This window comes from Martelella sp. AMO21009, from assembly GCF_053484295.1.
Genome location: NZ_JBAKFR010000005.1, coordinates 240,513 through 257,947 on the forward strand (window position 1 = coordinate 240,513; position 17,435 = coordinate 257,947).

16 protein-coding genes are annotated in these 17,435 nt (G+C 63.8%); 10 read left to right on the forward strand and 6 right to left on the reverse strand.

The window, feature by feature from the left end; genetic code table 11:
* Positions 1–2: 2 nt before the first annotated feature.
* The 5 genes from V6766_RS08960 to V6766_RS08980 form a co-directional block, all read right to left on the reverse strand.
* Complete coding sequence (locus V6766_RS08960; RefSeq protein ID WP_448465601.1) at positions 3–1,502, reverse strand: Do family serine endopeptidase; 1,500 nt, start codon at positions 1,500–1,502, stop codon at positions 3–5.
* An 88-nt stretch (positions 1,503–1,590) separates the two neighbouring features.
* Positions 1,591–1,776, reverse strand: a complete 186-nt coding sequence (locus V6766_RS08965) for a DUF2065 domain-containing protein (RefSeq protein ID WP_448429853.1) — start codon at positions 1,774–1,776, stop codon at positions 1,591–1,593.
* 9 nt (positions 1,777–1,785) lie between these two features.
* Positions 1,786–2,733, reverse strand: a complete 948-nt coding sequence (gene hflC, locus V6766_RS08970) for a protease modulator HflC (protein ID WP_448465603.1) — start codon at positions 2,731–2,733, stop codon at positions 1,786–1,788.
* Positions 2,733–3,869: an FtsH protease activity modulator HflK gene (gene hflK, locus V6766_RS08975; protein WP_448465605.1), complete on the reverse strand. Its 1,137-nt coding sequence runs from the start codon at positions 3,867–3,869 to the stop codon at positions 2,733–2,735. The genes hflC and hflK overlap by 1 nt, the downstream gene beginning before the upstream one ends.
* A gap of 144 nt (positions 3,870–4,013) precedes the next feature.
* Positions 4,014–4,529, reverse strand: coding sequence for a dihydrofolate reductase (locus tag V6766_RS08980; protein ID WP_448465607.1), 516 nt, complete (start codon positions 4,527–4,529; stop codon positions 4,014–4,016).
* A gap of 165 nt (positions 4,530–4,694) precedes the next feature.
* On the opposite strand from V6766_RS08980, the gene V6766_RS08985 reads away from it, so the two are divergent.
* From V6766_RS08985 to V6766_RS09030, 10 genes are all read left to right on the forward strand, one after another.
* Positions 4,695–4,976 (forward strand): acylphosphatase, encoded by a 282-nt coding sequence (locus tag V6766_RS08985; RefSeq protein ID WP_448465609.1) that lies wholly within the window; start codon positions 4,695–4,697, stop codon positions 4,974–4,976.
* 166 nt (positions 4,977–5,142) lie between these two features.
* A complete protein-coding gene (locus V6766_RS08990) occupies positions 5,143–5,790 on the forward strand; it encodes a Rieske 2Fe-2S domain-containing protein (RefSeq protein ID WP_448465611.1) in 648 nt (215 codons plus the stop codon).
* Entirely contained in the window at positions 5,787–6,620 is an 834-nt protein-coding gene (locus V6766_RS08995) for an aromatic ring-hydroxylating dioxygenase subunit alpha (protein WP_448465613.1), read from the forward strand. The genes V6766_RS08990 and V6766_RS08995 overlap by 4 nt, the downstream gene beginning before the upstream one ends.
* Entirely contained in the window at positions 6,617–7,279 is a 663-nt protein-coding gene (locus V6766_RS09000) for a glutathione S-transferase family protein (RefSeq protein WP_448465615.1), read from the forward strand. Before V6766_RS08995 ends, V6766_RS09000 begins: the two co-directional genes overlap by 4 nt.
* Positions 7,280–8,659 (forward strand): amidohydrolase, encoded by a 1,380-nt coding sequence (locus V6766_RS09005; protein ID WP_448465617.1) that lies wholly within the window; start codon positions 7,280–7,282, stop codon positions 8,657–8,659.
* Between the two features lie 26 nt (positions 8,660–8,685).
* Positions 8,686–9,783 (forward strand): BMP family ABC transporter substrate-binding protein, encoded by a 1,098-nt coding sequence (locus tag V6766_RS09010; RefSeq protein ID WP_448465619.1) that lies wholly within the window; start codon positions 8,686–8,688, stop codon positions 9,781–9,783.
* 12 nt (positions 9,784–9,795) lie between these two features.
* The gene (locus tag V6766_RS09015) at positions 9,796–11,307 is read left to right on the forward strand and encodes an ABC transporter ATP-binding protein (RefSeq protein ID WP_448465621.1); all 1,512 of its coding nucleotides are present in this window, start codon (positions 9,796–9,798) and stop codon (positions 11,305–11,307) included.
* Positions 11,304–12,398: an ABC transporter permease gene (locus V6766_RS09020; RefSeq protein WP_448465623.1), complete on the forward strand. Its 1,095-nt coding sequence runs from the start codon at positions 11,304–11,306 to the stop codon at positions 12,396–12,398. The genes V6766_RS09015 and V6766_RS09020 overlap by 4 nt, the downstream gene beginning before the upstream one ends.
* A complete protein-coding gene (locus tag V6766_RS09025; protein WP_448465625.1) occupies positions 12,395–13,306 on the forward strand; it encodes an ABC transporter permease in 912 nt (303 codons plus the stop codon). The genes V6766_RS09020 and V6766_RS09025 overlap by 4 nt, the downstream gene beginning before the upstream one ends.
* Positions 13,307–13,477: 171 nt before the next feature.
* Positions 13,478–14,515 carry a sensor histidine kinase gene (locus V6766_RS09030; RefSeq protein ID WP_448465627.1) on the forward strand — a complete coding sequence of 346 codons (1,038 nt, stop codon included), beginning with the start codon at positions 13,478–13,480 and terminating at the stop codon, positions 14,513–14,515.
* 69 nt (positions 14,516–14,584) lie between these two features.
* On the opposite strand, the gene V6766_RS09035 is transcribed toward V6766_RS09030, so the two are convergent.
* Positions 14,585–17,425 (reverse strand): NHLP bacteriocin export ABC transporter permease/ATPase subunit, encoded by a 2,841-nt coding sequence (locus V6766_RS09035; protein ID WP_448465629.1) that lies wholly within the window; start codon positions 17,423–17,425, stop codon positions 14,585–14,587.
* Positions 17,426–17,435 lie beyond the last annotated feature (10 nt).

Below are 17,435 nucleotides of genomic sequence, written 5' to 3' on the forward strand. Positions count from 1 at the left end.
GCCTATTCCAGCACCAGGCTGACAACGCTGAGCGCGCCATCGGGGGCGGCGACCATCAGCGATACGCTGCGGCGGCCATCGGAGATCAGCTTGACGATGCTTGAGCGCACCTCCTGCGGGGTGGAGACGGCATCCTGCTCGACCTCGACGATAACCATGCCGGGCTCCAGCCCCTCGTCGGCGCCGGCGCTGTCCGGCTCGACCTCGGTGATCAGCACGCCCTCGACATCGGCGTCGATCTGATAGAGCGCGCGACCATTGTCGTCGAGATCGCCGAGCGTCAGCCCGTAAAGCGTCACGGGAAGGCCGGGTTGATCGGGCACGCCATCCTCCGGCAGGGCTTCACCCGCCAATGCCGGCTCGCCCTCCGCAAGTTCGGGTTCCTCCAGCAATTGCGGCGTCACCTGAACCCTCATGCGTTCGCCGTCGCGCACGATCTCGACATCAGCAGGCTCACCGATGCGGCCCTCGGCAACGAAACGCGGCAGGTCGCGGGGGCTTTCGATCGGATGGCCGTCGAAACTGAGGATGATATCGCCTTCCTCGAGCGGGCCGTCGGCGCTCGGGCCGCCCTCGATGATCGAGCCGACCGCGACGCCCGATGGATCGTCCGAACCGAGCGAGGCCGCAAGGTCATCGCTGACCTCCAGCACGCGAATGCCGATCCAGCCGCGGCGCGTCTGGCCGAATTCGACGAGTTGGTCGACGATGTTTTCCGCAAGCTCACTTGGCACGGCAAAGCCGATGCCGATCGACCCTCCCGAGGGCGACAGGATCGCGGTGTTGATGCCGATCACCTCGCCATCCATGTTGAACAGCGGGCCGCCGGAATTGCCCTTGTTGATCGCCGCATCGGTCTGGATGAAATTGTCGTAGGGCCCGTCGAGCTCGCGCCCGCGCGCCGAGACGATGCCGAGCGTCACCGAGCCGCCGAGACCGAAGGGGTTGCCGATCGCCACGACCCATTCGCCGATCCGGACCTTCTGCGAATCGCCGAATTTCACGGCCGGCAGCGGCGCATCGGGCTCGACCTTGAGGACGGCGAGATCGGTCTTGTCGTCGACGCCCAGCAGCGTCGCGTCCAGCGTTTCGCCATCGGCGAGCGTCACGGAAATCGTGTCGGCGTTCTCGATCACGTGGTTATTTGTGACGATGATGCCGTCCGGATCAATGATGAAGCCGGACCCGAGAGAGGACACCGGCCGGCTGCCGGGCCCTCCTTCGCCATCGAAGAAGTCCTCGAAGAATTCCTCAAAGGGCTGGCCTTCCGGCACCTTCGGAACCGGACGATCGCCGGCATCCCCATCGCCTTCCTGAGAGATCGAGATATTGACCACGGAGGGCAACAGCCTTTCGGCCATGTCGGCGATCGAGACATCGGAGAGGGTTTCCGCCTCCGCCCGACCGACGGGACCCGCAAACGGCGTCGACGCGGCCAGAGCGACAGCAAGCCCGAAACCGGCGAGGCGGCGGACAAAGAGGGAATCGACTGTCTTCGACATGAAGCCTCCGTCATTGATGATCAGATCATAGGGCGTTCCCGGCGAAGAACGAGACCGGAGCCTCCCAAACCGCCGAACTATCCCCGCCTCAGCCGTGCACCAGAAACACCAGCAGCACGCCCAGCGCTACGGCGACAACGCCCGTCAATCTCAATGCGCCTTCCGAAATGGTCGGCAGCAGTCTTGCCATGGAGACAAGAAACGAAGGGGCCAGTGCATAGACCAGCCCCTCGATGATCAGAAAGAATGCGAATCCGATCAGGATATCCTGCATCAGCATGGATCAGTTGCTCCCGGCGGGAGCTTCCGTCGTATCCTCTTCCACGTCCGGCACGAATGGCGCGGGTGCATCGTCGCTGCCGCTGGAGCCGAAATACTGGAAGAACTCCGAATTCGGCGACAGCACCATGGTCGCATTGTCGTTGATGACGTCCTTGTAGGCGTTCATCGAACGATAGAAGGCGAAGAAGGCAGGATCGCGGCCATAGGCATCGCCAAGGATGCGGTTGCGTTCGCCATCGCCCTCACCGCGCAGGATCTCGGCTTCCTTTTCCGCCTGCGAGGTGATCTCGACCACCTGGCGATCGGCCACGGCCCGCCGGGTTTCTGCCTGTTCGCGGCCGTTCGCCCGGATCGCCTCGGCTTCCGCGAGACGCTCAGACTTCATCCGCGAATAGGTATCTTCCGAGACCTCGGGCGTCAGGTCGGTGCGCAGAACGCGGACGTCGACGATCTTGATGCCGAGCTTTTCGGCGTCGTTGCGCAGCAGTTCCTGAACTTCCTCCATCATCGAAGCGCGTTCGAAGGAGAGCGCCGCCTGGAAGCCGCGCAGACCATAGACCCGGCGCAGGGCCGCATCGAGCAGCGAGCGCAGCTGCCCCTCGGCCTCCGTCCGGTCGCCCGAAACGGCCTCACGGAAGCGTTCCGGATCATCGATGTTGTACACCGCGAAAGCGTCAACGATGTAGAACTTGCCGTCGGCGACCTGGATGCGCAGATCGCTGAGGTCAAAGCGGAGATCCTGCTTCGAGACATATTGAACCCGGTCGGCATCGATGAAGGAGAAGGGAAGCTTGAAATAGATTCCCGGCTCCGACTCCACGCGCTGGATCTCACCGAAGCGGATGACGATCGCCTGCTGGCGCGGATTGACCACGAAGAACGAGCCGTACAGCACCACGAGAATGACGCCGATGGCGGCAAGGGTAGCGAGAAGACGATTGGATGACATTACTGGCTCGCTCCCTGGGTCTGGTTCTGCGTCGAGGACGATGCGGGAAGCGTCCGCTGGGCCGCATCACGGCCGATCTGATCGAGCGGCAGATAGGGAACGACCCCCTGCCCTTCATCATCGACAATGACGTTCTTGGACTGCGACAGCGCGCCCTGCATGGTCTCGAGATAGAGACGCTTACGGGTCACTTCCGGCGCGGTGCGATAGGAATCGTAGATCGAGATGAAGCGCTCGGCCTCACCCTCTGCTTCCTTGACGACGCGGTCCTTGTAGGCGGCCGCCGCCTCGCGGACCACGGCCGCATTACCGCGGGCTGCACCCAGTTCCTTGTTGGCATACTGGTTGGCTTCCTGCTGGAAGCGGTCCGCGTCCTGTCCGGCGCGCTGCACCTCGTCAAAGGCATCGGCCACCTGCTGCGGCGGCGACGCGTCCTGGAAGGACACGGCGTTGACGGTGATCCCGGCGCCGTATTCGTTCATCGTTTCCTGGATGATCGACTTCACGTTGACGGCAATCGCCTCGCGCTGCTCACGATAGACGTCATTGGCTGGCCTGCGGCCGACAACCTCGCGCATGGCGCTTTCCGATACCTGATTGAGCGTCTCGATGGGCGATTCCACGTCAAACAGGAAGCTCTTCGGATCGGTCACGTTGTAGATCACCGAGAAGCTGAGATCGACGATGTTCTGATCGCCGGTCAACATGATGCCCTCGGGGTCGCCGCGGCCGCCGCCAAGGCTCATGCGGCGTTCGGTGATGTCGACCTTTTCGACGGTTTCGAACGGCCAGAACATGAAGTGCAGACCCGGCTGGGCGACGTCCGTCTTGGGCTTGCCGAAGCGCAGTTCCACGCCGCGCTGGTCGGGCTGGATGGTGTAGACCGACTGCATGACCCAGAACACCGCCAACACCAGAACGATGATCGCGATCAGGCCGGCGCTGAAACCGCCGGGGAACATGCCCTTGAACTGATCCTGGCCCTTACGGAAGAAATCCTCGATATCGGGCGGGCCGCCGTTTCCGTTGCCGCCATTGCCGCCGCCGGAGGGACGCTTCGGCCCCTGGCCCCAGGGCCCCTGATTATCGCCGCCGCCTCCCCAGGGACCGCCGCCATTCTGATTGCTCCAGGGCATCCACACCTCTTACCTGTTTGTTTCCTCTGGACCGCCACGCGCGGCCCCGTTGACGCGCAAGGCGTTTGCCCCGTTATAAGGATGCGGACGACCGCTTTCAACGCGATCCGTGATAACGAAAAGGTTTTCTCGGTAAATTCCTGTTCAACGACGACGTTCATAGACCCTGTAGCAGGTCGGATAGTCATCCTTCTCGCTGGCCGGGAGCCTTTCCTCTTCGACGATCTCCCACAGCGCGGGGTCGATTTCGGGAAACACCGTATCGCCCGCAAGCGTGGTCTCGACATGGGTGATGCGCAACCGGTCGGCGAGCCCCATCGCCTGCCGGTAGATTTCGCCGCCGCCCTGAACGCAGATTTCGTCCACACCCTTTTCCCCGGCATCCTTCCTGGCAAGCGTCAGCGCGTCCTCCAGCGAGGTCACGGTCAGGCATCCTTCGATCACGAGGCCGGGATCGCGCGACACGACGATATTGGTGCGGCCGGGAAGCGGCTTGCCGATCGATTCGAAGGTCTTGCGGCCCATGATCTGCGGCTTGCCCTTGGTGATCGCGCGAAAGCGCTTGAAATCGGAGCCCAGATGCCAGGGCATGTCGCCGGCCCGGCCGATCACCCCGTTTTCGGCCACGGCCGCGACCAGCACGATATCGATTTTTTCCATGAACGGGCTCCTGAAATGCGGCTCGCCGCTTCATGCCATACCCTTCCCCCAAGGTCCAACGCGAGACCGGATTGTCCACCAGAGGGCTGGACGGATATTGCGCGACTGCATAATCTGGCCGAAAGCCTCCGGCAGGCCCGCGACGACCCTTTCAGAGATCCGCCTTTGCCCCAGATCGACCAGACCCAGAAATTCATCATGCGCGGCCGTTTCGGCGCTGACAGCTTCATCCCGTGGATGGACCGCCATGCCCGCAAGCTCGGACTGGAGAAGCGAATCATCGCCGCCTCGCCCGAGCGCATCGAAATGGCGGTCAAAGGCCCGCCCGCCCTGATCGACGCGATGGAAATGGCGTGCTCGCTGGGGCCGATCGATATCTGGGTCGAAGACATCGAATGCCTGCCCCTCAATGCCATGCCGAAATCCGATGAGCCGGTCAGCCATTGACGGCACGGCTTATGGCCCCGACGCCCGTGCCATGAATTACCTTTGCATCAAATTTGTTCATTCTTGCCAATGCATATTTGCTGTGCAAATTTAGACGCCGTCGACGCGTCCGCTCGCTGAAAAGACGCGCCGGCTGATGACAAATCAAGTTTTGGAAAGCTCCGAAATGCACCCCCAGACAACGGGCAGATGGACGCCGGCGGCGCTCTCGGCCGACCTGGCCGCGGGCACGGCGATGCCGGCCCGTCTCGCGGACAAGTCTATCGCCCTGTGGCGCAGCGCCTCCGGCCGCCTGACCGCCTCCGACGATCGCTGTCCCCACAGGGGCATGCGCCTTTCCCACGGATTCGTGCGCGGCGAGGCGCTGTCCTGCATCTATCATGGCTGGCGCTATGGCCAGGATGGACAGTGTCTGCGCATCCCGGCCCATCCGGACCTCACCCCGCCAAAGACCATCCGCGTGGAAACCTACCCGGTGGTCGAACAGAACGGTATTATCTGGATCGCGGACGGCGAGGATGCCGGCGCGCCGCCGGCTCTGGACGGGCTGACGCCGCTTCGCTCGCTGAATGTCAGCGCCGGCATTGCCGCCATCGAACGGGCCGCCGATGCAAAAGCCGATGCCGACGGCGTGCTGAAACCATCCGATGACGCTTTCTGTCTTCTGCTCGCCCCGCAGGGCGAAGCCGCAACACTGATGCACGTGCTGGTTCCCGTCGAAGCGAGGCCATCGCAGCGGGTCGCCGCCTCGCGACAGGCGGAAACGCTGCGCCGCAAGGCGGAAGTCGCCAGCAATCAGGGAGCCGGATCATGAATGCCATGAAAGACGAATGGTATCCGGTCGCGCTGTTCAGCCAGCTCGATCGCCGCGACACCATGCTGATGGGCGAAAACATCACCGTTACGCGCGTCGGCGCTGACGAGGCGAAGGTGACCGCCGCGGATGGCCGCGCCCTTCCCGTGCGCCTACGCTACGGTCATGTCTGGACCTCGCTCGGCGCGCCCGACCACGAACTGTTCGACATCCCGGAAGCCGACGATCCCGAACGCCGCCTTGTCGATGTCGGCATCGTCCGGGTTCAGTGCTCGCCGCTGCGTGCCGTGGAGAATTTTCTCGACATCGCCCATTTCCCCTTCGTCCATACCGATATTCTGGGCGCTGAACCTCACACCGAAGTCTTCAACTACAAGGTCGAAATCCGCGAGGAGGAGGACGAGGTCTGGGCGACCCAGGTGAAGTTCTACCAGCCGCAGGCGGCCAAATCGGCAAGCGGCGGCATCGACACGGACTATATGTACCGCGTCCCCGCCCCCACCTGCTCGGTGCTCTACAAATCCTGCCCGCCGCGCCCCGGCGAATGGGATGTGATCGCGCTGTTCGTGCAGCCGCTGACGGAGGAAACCTGCGAGGTGTGGCCGTGGATGGCGCTGTTCGACGATACGTCGTCGATGACCGACCTGATCCAGTTCCAGCAGATGATCTTCCTGCAGGACCGTTCAATCCTCGAAAACCAGATCCCCGCGCGCCTGCCGCTTGATCCCGGCAAGGAAATCCCGACGCGGGCCGATATGACATCCATCGCCTATAGACGCTGGCTGAAGCGCCACAACTATACCTATGGCGCGCAATTGGTGGCCCAATGAAACTCTACGACTACATCCTTTCTCCAAGTTGTTACAAGGTGCGCCTGATGGCCGCCCTTGCCGGCGTCACGCTCGAAACCCGCGCGGTCGACTTTCATCCCGGCAGGGAACATCGCGGCCCGGAAATGCTGCAGCTCAACCCGGCCGGAACGCTCCCGATCCTGACGGATGGCGATCTCGTGCTGACCGAATCCTCGGCCATGCTCGCCTATATCGCGGCCGGTTCCGCGCCCTCATGGCTGGGCCGGACCGACGACCCCGTCGAGATCGCTCTCGTGCAGCAATGGCTTGCCTTCTCGCCGAGGCTGACGGCGAGCCTCGGCGGTGCAAGGCTGCATCAGATGCTCAACATGCCGGGCGATATCGATGCCTTGTCGGCCGCGGGCGTTGCGGCCCTCAGGGAACTGGAAATGGGCCTTTTCGAGCAGCGCGAGCGCGGCATGCGCTATCTTGCCGCCGATCGGCCGACGATTGCCGATATCGCCTGCTTCCCCTATGTGGCGCTCGCCCCCGACGGCAATATCCTTCTCGATTCCTACCCGACGATCCGCCTCTGGCTGCGGGCCATGCGCTCGCTCGATGGCTTCATCGAGATGCCGGGCATCCACCGGCTGCACGAGTTGAAGCCGGAACCGGAAGACGCGGCGGAGGAAAGCTGAGTGGCCGGTTATCTGCTCAAGAATTGCGCGGCCGTTGTGGTCGATGAAGGCAACGGTCCGACCGTGCTGCGCAATGTCGATCTCCTCACCGAGGGCCCGGCGATCAAGGCCATCGGCACGGATCTTGCGGAGGGAGAAATTCCCGAGGGCACGAAAGAGATCGATGCGGATGGATGGTTCGTCTATCCCGGCCTCGTCAACACGCACCACCACTTCTTCCAGTGCTTCGTGCGCAACCGGGCCGATCTGGACTGGACCAAACTTTCGGTGATCGAATGGCTCGACCGGATCTATCCGGTGTTTTCGCGCCTTGACGAGGATAGTTTCTACCACTCCTCGGTCACGGCGATGGCCGAACTGATCAAGCACGGCTGCACCACCGCCTTTGATCATCAGTACAATTTCCCCCGCCATGCCGGCAAACGGCTGATCGACCGGCAGTTCGAGGCCGCCGATCTGTTCGGCATGCGTTTCCACGCCGGGCGCGGCGGCAACAGCCTGCCGAAATCCGAGGGTTCGACCATACCCGACGAGATGCTGGAAACCACCGACGAATTCATCGGCGACTGCGCGCGGCTGATCGACGCCTATCATGACGGCAAGCCCTTCAGCATGCGTCAGGTCGTCGTCTCGCCCTGCCAGCCGGTCAACAGCTACCGCGAGACTTTCGTGGAATCCGTGCGACTGGCGCGCGATCGCGGCGTATTCCTTCACACCCATGTCGGCGAGGGCGAGAGCCCGGTGATGGAGGCCCGTCACGGGCTTCGCACCGTCGATTATCTCGAGGAGATGGGCTTTGCGGGGCCCGATACCTTCTACGCCCATTGCTGGGAACTGACCCATGACGAGCTCCGCCGGATGGCGGCAAGCGGCACCGGCGTCTCCCACTGCCCGGAGCCGGTCTATCTTGTCGGCGCCGAGGTGACCGACATTCCCGCGATGGCCGCCTTCGGTCTCCGCGTCGGTCTCGGCTGCGACGGCGCTGCCTCCAACGACAATTCCAACCTGATGCACTGCCTGCATTCCGGCTACATGCTGCAGTGCCTCGTCTCCTCGACCCGTAAGCATCCCGTGCCCCCGCCCGCCGATTTCCTCGCCTACGCCACCACCGGAGGCGCAAGCCTGCTTGGTCGGAGCGATATCGGCCGGCTCGCGCCCGGCATGGCCGCCGACCTGTTCGCAATCGACACCCGGCGCATGGATTATGTCGGCACGCGTCACGATCCGCTGAGCCTGATTGCCCGCGTCGGCATCGGCAGCACAACCGACATGACCATGATCAACGGACGGATCGTCTGGCAGGACGGCGAGTTTTCCGGCCTCGACGAGCACAAGCTTTTTGCGGACGCCGAACAGGCGCTCGCCGGTATTGCAATGTGAAGACCAACCTCCAGGGAACCGAGAACATGACCAAGATTACCCGCAGAACCTTGATCCAGGCCGCAGCCGCCACCGGCCTCGCCGGCGCGATGGGCGCACAGCGCGCCTTTGCCGCCGACGAGCCGCTCGGCATCACCCTCGTCGTGCCGTCGCCGATCGGCGATGTCGGCTGGGGCCATGCGCTGGCCGCCGGGCTCGAGCCGGTCAAGGAAGCTTATGGCGACAAGGTGAAGGTCACCGTGCTTGAAAATATCATGGAAGGCCCTGACGCCGACCGGATCATGAACAAGGCCGTTGCCGATGGGAATAATTTCCTGATCGCCGGATCGTTCGGCTACCAGAACGGCGCTTTCCAGATCGCCCGGCGCAATCCGAAGATCAGCGTGCTGCATGCCTCGGGCTACATGGTCGCGCCGAATTTCTCGCCGTTCGCAGCCAAATATTTCCAGGGCACCTATCTGCTCGGCATGGCCGCAGCCGCGGTTTCCAAGTCCGGCAAGCTCGGTTCGGTCTCAGCCTTCGCCATTCCCGAACTGATCACCTCGATCAACGCCTTCACGCTCGGCGCGCAGGCAGTCAATCCCGATGTCGAGGTCTCGGTGGTCTGGGTCAATTCCTGGTTCGATCCGGCCCAGGAACAGGATGCCGCCAAGGCGCTGATCGCGCAGGGCTGCGACGTGATCTTCTCCAACGCCCAGGACACGCCCTCGGTGATCTCGGCCTGCGAGGAAGCTGGCGTCTATGCCTTCAACCTCAACTCGTCGATGCAGAAATACGCGCCGGAGAAATATCTCGGCTGCGTGGCCACCGACTGGTCGCCCTATTTCAAGGCGCAGGTCGACGCGCATATGAACGGAACATTCAAGGGTGCCAATGCCTTCCTCGGCATGGCTGACAATGTGGTGGAAGTCGTCGACCTTAACAGCGACATCCCGGCCGACATCATGGAGAAGATCAAATCCACCGAAGCCGAGATCGCCGACGGCAGCTTCTCACCGTTCACCGGCCCGATCGCCAAGGCTGACGGCAGCGAGGGCGTCGCCGATGGCGAGACAATGACCGACGAGCAGATCGTCGCCATGGACTGGCACGTCAAGGGCGTCACCACGCCGCTGCCGCAATAAGGCCCGCAGGGAATGGAGACACCACTCCTTTCGCTCAGCGGCATTTCGAAAAGCTACGGACAGGTCCAGGCCAACCAGGACATCGACCTGTCCGTCGCCCCGAAATCGATCCACGCGATCCTCGGCGAAAATGGCGCGGGCAAATCCACGCTGATGAAGCTGATCTATGGCGTGGAGCAGCCCGACGCCGGCAGCATGGCGTGGAATTGCGAGCCGATCGCGCTCGCCTCGCCCGCCGCCGCCCGCCGGCAGGGCATCGGAATGGTGTTCCAGCATTTCTCCCTGTTCGAGACGCTCACCGTCGTCGAGAACATTCAACTGGTCATGTCCGGCACCAAGAGCGCGCTCGCCGAGCGCATGCGCGCTCTTGGCCGCGATTTCGGGTTGGAGGTCGATCCCTTCGCCCATGTCCACGCGCTTTCGGTGGGCGAGCGCCAGCGGGTCGAGATCATCCGCTGCCTGATGACCGATCCGAAGCTCCTCATCCTCGACGAGCCGACATCGGTGCTGCCGCCGCAGGCCGTCACCCTTCTGTTCGAGACGTTACAGCGGCTGCGCGATGGCGGCGTGTCGATCCTGCTGATCTCGCACAAGCTGGAGGAAATCCAGGCGATCTGCGACCGCGCCACGATCCTGCGCGCCGGCCGCGTGACCGGCCATCTCGACCCGCGCGACCACGACGAGCACACGCTTGCGAAGATGATGATCGGCCGCGATATCCCCGAACCGGTGCCCGCCGAACCGGTGGAACAAGGCGACAAGCAACTCGAGATCATTGGTCTCGACTATACGCCGGAGGACCCGTTCGGCGTCACCCTTCACGGCATCACGCTCACCGTTCGCGGCGGCGAAATTCTCGGCATCGCCGGCATATCCGGCAATGGCCAGAGCGAGCTGACCGCGCTGATTTCCGGCGAGACCCGCCTTCCCACCAGTGACCGCATCTTCATGATGGGCAAGGATGTCGGCCCCCTGGGCGCGGCCGCACGCCGCAAGCTCGGCTTCGCCTTCGTTCCCGAGGAACGGCTTGGGCGCGGCGCAGTGCCGGAAATGTCGCTGGCGATGAACGCCATTCTGACCGCCCATGGCCGCAACGTGGTGCGCAACGGCGTGATCGACAGGAAAGCGGCGGAGGCCTTCGCCCTTGAGTGCATCAGCGAATATGACGTGCGCACGCCGGGGCCGCAGGCAGAGGCAGGCGCGCTTTCCGGCGGCAATCTGCAGAAATTCATCGTCGGGCGCGAGATCATGCTGGCGCCAAAACTGCTGTTCGTCGCCCAGCCGACATGGGGCGTGGATATCGGCGCCGCGACCGCGATCCGGCAGCGGCTGATCGCGCTGCGCAATGCCGGCATGGCGATCCTGGTGATTTCCGAGGAGCTTGAGGAATTGTTCGAGCTTTCCGACCATATCCAGGTGCTCCACCACGGAAGGCTGAGTCCGCCGCTCGTCACCCGCGACACCAGACCCGAGGAGATCGGCCGCTACATGATCGGCTCCGAACCGGAAAGACGCGCCTCATGACAGCAACGACCTTCCTGCCGTCTCTGGTGAAGCGCGACCAGGCCTCGTTGAAGGCGACGCTGCTTGCTCCGCCGCTGGCGCTGCTGGCGGCCGTGATCCTCAATGTCGGGCTTTACGTGCTGATGGGCCGCAGCCCCACGGCGGTCGTCTATGCCATGCTGCTCGAACCGTTCATCTCCTGGACCTCGTTTTCGGAAGTGCTGCTGAAGACCGGGCCGCTTCTCCTGATCGCGCAGGGGCTTGCGATCGGCTTCAGGGCGAAGGTGTTCAATATCGGCGCGGAAGGCCAGTTCATACTGGGCGCGATCTTCGCCTCGGCGATCCCGGTCTGGTTCCCGATGGCGACCGGGTTCTGGATCTGGCCGCTGATGCTTCTGCTTGGCGCGGTCGGCGGCGCGCTCTGGGCCGCGATCACGGCGTTCTGGCGCACACGTCTCAACGCCAGCGAAATCCTGGTCTCGCTGATGCTGAGCCTCGTCGCGCTGCAATTGCTTTACTACCTGCTGCTTGGTCCCTGGAAGGACCCGAACGGCTTCAATTTCCCGCAATCGGTGATGTTTCAGTACGACGCGATGGTGCCAACGCTGATCCCAGGCACCAGGGTCAATGTTTCGCTTCTAATTGCCCTCGCCTTCTCCGCTGCCGCCTTCGTGTTCATGCAGAAGAGCTTCATGGGCTACAGGCTGCAGGTCGGCGGGCTCGCGCCCAAAGCGGCGGGCTATGCCGGCTTCAGCGACAGAAACGCGATCTGGCTTTCGCTGCTCATCGGCGGCTTTGCGGCGGGTCTTGCGGGCGCTGCCGAAGTGGCCGGCCCCGTCGGCCAGCTCCAGCGTTCGATTGCCACCGGCTACGGCTATGCGGCGATCATTGTCGCCTATCTCGGCGGCCTCCATCCGATCGGCATCATCTTCTCCTCGCTGTTCATGGCAGCGCTCTATATCGGCGGCGACAACGCCATGGTCTCCGCCAACCTGCCGGTCGCCGCCGTACGTGTGTTCCAGGGCAGCCTGCTGCTGGCCTATCTCGTCGCCGTCGCCTTCACGCGCTACCAGCTGGAATGGCCAGCCGCCCATCGTCGGAGCACGGCATGAACGCGATCGAATTCATCATCGCCGGCATGCTGGCCGCTGCAACGCCGTTCCTTCTGGCCGCCCTTGGCGAACTCGTGGTCGAGCGCTCCGGGGTGATCAATCTCGGCCTTGAGGGGCTGATGGCGCTCGGCGCGGCAATCGCCTTCATCGTCGTCTATCAAAGCGGAAGCCATGTCCTCGGCTTTGTTGCCGCTGGAATCGTCAGCGCGTTGCTTGCGCTGGTCTTTGCCTTCGTGGTGCTCGGGTTCCGGGCCAATCAGGTCGCGGCTGGCCTTGCGATCGGCATTCTCGGCCAGGGGCTTTCGGCGCTGTTCGGCAAGACCTATGAGAGCCTGACGATCAAGGGTCTGCCGAAACTCGCCGTTCCCGGACTTTCTGACCTCCCCGTCGTCGGCGGGCTGTTCAGCCAGGATATCGTGGTCTGGCTGTCGCTGGCGGCGACCTTCGGCGTCTGGTTCATGCTGAACCGCACCAAGACGGGCCTCGTCGTGCGCGCGGTGGGCGAGAACCCCAAGGCCGCGCATGCGATCGGCTTTCCGGTTATCGTCGTGCGTCTCGCGGCCATCGTCTTCGGCGGCGCCATGGCGGGATTTGCCGGCGCCTATGCCGCAACGGTCTATACCCCGCTCTGGGCCGACGGCATGATCGCCGGCCGCGGCTGGATCGCCATCGCCCTCGTCGTCTTCGGCACCTGGCTGACGGGACGGGTCTTTCTCGGCGCCTGCATGTTCGGCCTGGTTTCGCTGCTGAGCCTTGCCGCGCAGGCCGCCGGCGTCGGCCTTCCCTCGCAACTGCTCTCCGCCCTGCCCTACATCGTCACCATCATCGTGCTGGGCATCATCTCCGCCGACCGACGCCTGCTGAAGCTGAACGGCATAGCCTCGCTCGGCGAGCCATATGAGCGGTGAAGCTTCGACATTGGCGGCGATCGGCCCGGTAAGTAAGTAAGTCTTAACTTTCCAAGTAATCACTGATGACTCTTGTCGTCAGATCACCTATCTTCCTCTTGAGAGTGACAGGCGTACGGGGAAGCATCGACGGTGGGAGAAGCGTATCATTTCCTCGATGGCGGCGGAGACATGGCTGATGCGATACGAGCCTATCCCTGGGAGAAGACCGATCTCGGCCCGATAGACGGCTGGCCGGCGGCGCTCAAGACCGCCCTTGGCATGGCGCTGAACTCCAAATTCCCGAAAGCCCTGACGTGGGGGCCGGATTTCATTACCTTTCACAATGACGCCTTCCTGCCGATCCTGGGCAGCAAGCCACCTGCATTGGGACGCTCCTTCCGCGAGGTCTGGAAGGAAGCCTGGGAGAAGATCGGTCCAATCGCAGACCGCGCCTATGCCGGCGAAGCCACCTTTATCGAAGACTTCCCGCTCGTGGTCGACCGGCATGGCTATCCCGAACAATGCTATTTCACCTTCTGCTACAGCCCCATCCGCGACGAGAACGGCATCGTGCAAGGCATGATGGACACCGTCGTCGAAACGACAGCAACCGTGGAGACGCAGAACCAGACGCGGCTCCTGGCCGGCGAACTGGAACACCGGATCAAGAACACGATGGCGGTGGTCTCAGCCATTATCAGCCAGTCCCTGACGAGCGTCGGTCTCGAGGGAGAGGCTAAAACTCGACTTTCCCATCGCATCGCGGCGCTTGCCGAGGCGCAATCGCTACTGACCGGTTCGCAGGTTCCAAAAGCGGATATTCGAGCGGTCATAGAGAAGGCGCTTCTACCGTTCATGACGGGTCGCAACCGGCTCGAACTGGACGGCCCGCCCGTTGAGCTTCTCTCCCGTCAAGCCTCGATGCTGGCGCTCGCCATCAACGAACTGGCGACCAATGCAATAAAATACGGCGCTCTTTCAACGGCGAACGGCACGGTTTCGATCACCTGGTCGGCCGGCTGCCCCGCCACCGGCGAGCCATTCCGCCTGACATGGAGCGAGAGCGGAGGGCCGCCCGCCGCAGCGCCTCGGCGGCGAGGCTTCGGTTCGCGTATCCTTGAGCAGGCGCTGTCGCGGGAGTTTCAGGGCAATGCCTCCCTCACCTACGCGATCACGGGACTGCGATATGAACTGACGAGCGAGATGCGCCGCCTCAAGAACCATTGACCGGCTACCGGTTCGCCCGGAAACGATGTCTGTCGGGGACCAGCCGGCCTGCGAATTCTGGCGCGGCATCTATGCCAGCTGACGGTTGGCCAGCGCGGTGAAAGCGCCATCCCGCGCGAGCAGTTCGTCATAGCTCCCGCTCTCGACGATCTGGCCGTTTTCGAGAACATAAATGCGGTCGGCATGGCGGATTGTTGAAAGCCGGTGCGCTATGATGATGCGCGTCGCCTTCATGCGTTCAAGCGCGGCGCTGACCTCGGCCTGGGTGACGTTGTCGAGCGCGCTGGTCGCCTCGTCGAACAGAACGATGCGCGGCTTGCGCACCAGGGCGCGCGCGATCAGCAGCCGTTGCTTCTGACCGCCCGAAAAGGTTGCCGCGCCTTCGCCGACCGGCGTCTGCAGGCCCATCGGCATCGCCCTGATATCCCGCTCGAGACCGGCATCCCTGACGGCCTGCCAGATATCGGCCTCGGTGTAGATGCCGTTGGCCGTGATGTTGTCGCGAATGCTGCCGGTCAGGAGCTTGCCATCCTGAAGAACGACGCCGATCTGCCGGCGCAGCGCTGCGGGATCGAGCTTTTCAAGGTCATGGCCGTCATAGGCAACGCCGCCCTTCTGGGGCGTCGCGAAGCCCAGCAGCAAACGCAGCAGCGTCGACTTGCCGCTGCCCGACGGGCCAACGATTGCCACGAACTCGCCGGGCCGGATATCCAGGTTCACATCGTCGAGGATCGGCCGGCCGGCCGCCTCATAGGCGAAGCTGGCATGGGCGACGACGATCCGGCCGCTCAACTCGCCGGGGTCGATTTTAGCGCCGGAAACCTCCGGCTCGCCCGCCAGAATGGGCTCGGTGCGTTCATAGAGCGGCTTCAGCGACATGAGCGTAACGAACGCGCCGGCAAAGCCGGAGAGCCCGCCGTAAAACTGCCCGAAGGCCGTGTTGAAGGCGATGAAGGTACCGGTCGAGACGTCCTCGACATAAAAGGCGAACACCGCCAGCGCGACGATATGGAAGACGATGAGCACCCCGCTCGTCAGCAGCCCCTCGCTGTAGGAAAGCACGTTGGAGCGCAGCCGGAAATGCATGTCGCGGGCAAAGCGTTCGGTCCAGTCGGCAAAGGCCAGCCTTTCCGCTCCATTGACCTTCAGCGTGGCAATGCCGGACACGAACTGGAAGGTTCGGGCGGACAGTTTTCCGCGCAGTTCGTATTGTTCGCGCTGATACAAGAGTTGCATATAGGCGAAAGCCGCACTGATCAGAATGACGAATAGCACGAAGCCCACGGCGATGCCGGCGAGCATGGGCTGATAATAGAGCATCATCGCCAGGCTGACGGTGGAGAACAATCCGCTGAACAGGACAGAAAGGGTCGAGCCGCTGAGCGCCCGGCTGAGGGCGTTAATCCCCGATGCGCGGTTCGCGAGATCGCCGACCTCGTATTGCTGGAAGAAGGAGGCCGGCAGGCGCAGCAGCCGGTCCCAGACCGCGCTCTGCACCACCGCGTCGATCCGGCCGCGCATGCGCAGTTGCGTCAGCGCCCGCGCCGTGCCGAAGCCGAGCGTGGCGAACGCCGCCGCCACCAGAACAATGGTGACCTGGCGCAACTGGTCGTATTCCGCTTTCGGGATGATCGTATCAAAGATATGGCCCGACACCAGCGGCGTGAGCAGCGCCAGCAGCGCCGCGCAGGCCGACGCGATCAGGATGGTGGCGAAGGCCCGGACATTGTTGCGGAACACGAAGCCGAGCAGCATGCGCGACGTCACCTTGCCGTCCGGCAGCGGCCGGTAGAAGACATAGGCTTCCGGCGTCAGCGTTTCGGCAAACTGCCTGCCGACCTTGCGCTCGCGGCCCTCGGAATCGATATGGCGATAACCGAAGCGGCCGGGGATGAGGCAGGCGGGTTCGCCGCTTTCGGTAAAGGCCAGGAACGCGCCGTGATCGCCGCGCCACCATTCCTCCGGCAGTCGCGCGCGCCTGGAGCGCACATGGTTGGCCCGGGCGATCGCGGCGATCGCCTCGCCGCGATCGCCTTGCACAAAAGACTGTTGGGCTTTCAGCCGGATACCATCCACCGCCGCCACGCGGGCCGCACAGCGCGCCAGCGCATCGGGCGCGAGCGTGCCCGCGGGCTGTTTTGCCCTGCGATTAAGAAGCGCCGCCACCTCGCCGGAGGCGGCCTTCAGGCGCAGCTCCGCCGCCTGGTCGCGTCGCGAGACATTGTCGCGGCCATCAAGGCGGGTTGTGGCCAGCGTCGTTGCGATGCCTGAAAGCGCGACGCGCAGCGCTTCCGCCCGCCCGCGCAGCAGCCATCCCGCCTCAGCAAGCGCGGCACTGTCGTACACCCGCGCCGTGACTGCGGTCTGGAGCCTGACCCAGAAATCCGCCGTCAGCGGCACCAGGCCCGGCCCGAGCTCGCGCCCGTCGCCTGACTTGAGCACGCCATCCGTCTCAAGCCAGAGCAATGCGCCGGCGGCGCAGACCACCGCTCCTTGCGGTATCGAGACATGCTGCCCGGCGCGCAACGGCGCGATGCCGCGCGGCGGCAGGGCGGATGGGCATGCTGCCAGCAGTCGGCCGATCCACGCGTCGATGCCCGCGCCGGACGGCCCCTCCTCAGTCGCTGCGAGCCGACAGCCGGGCGCGGGGACAACGATGATATCGGGTGCGCCGCCGTCCCAGACGACATCGGCCAGCCCGGTGAATGCGTCGCCGCCGGCAAGGCGCATGAGATGATGCAGCGGCCCGTAGATTTGCGTATCGGGGTCGACCGCGAATATGTCGGCAGCGCCCTCTTCGACAACGAAGACGCCATCAACCGTGTTGAGCGGGATCGCACGCGGCATCCGGGCGGCGGCACGGGCCTTGCGAAGCGCCGGTGGCAGGTCTGTTTGCGGGCTGTCGGTCATCCGGTCTGCT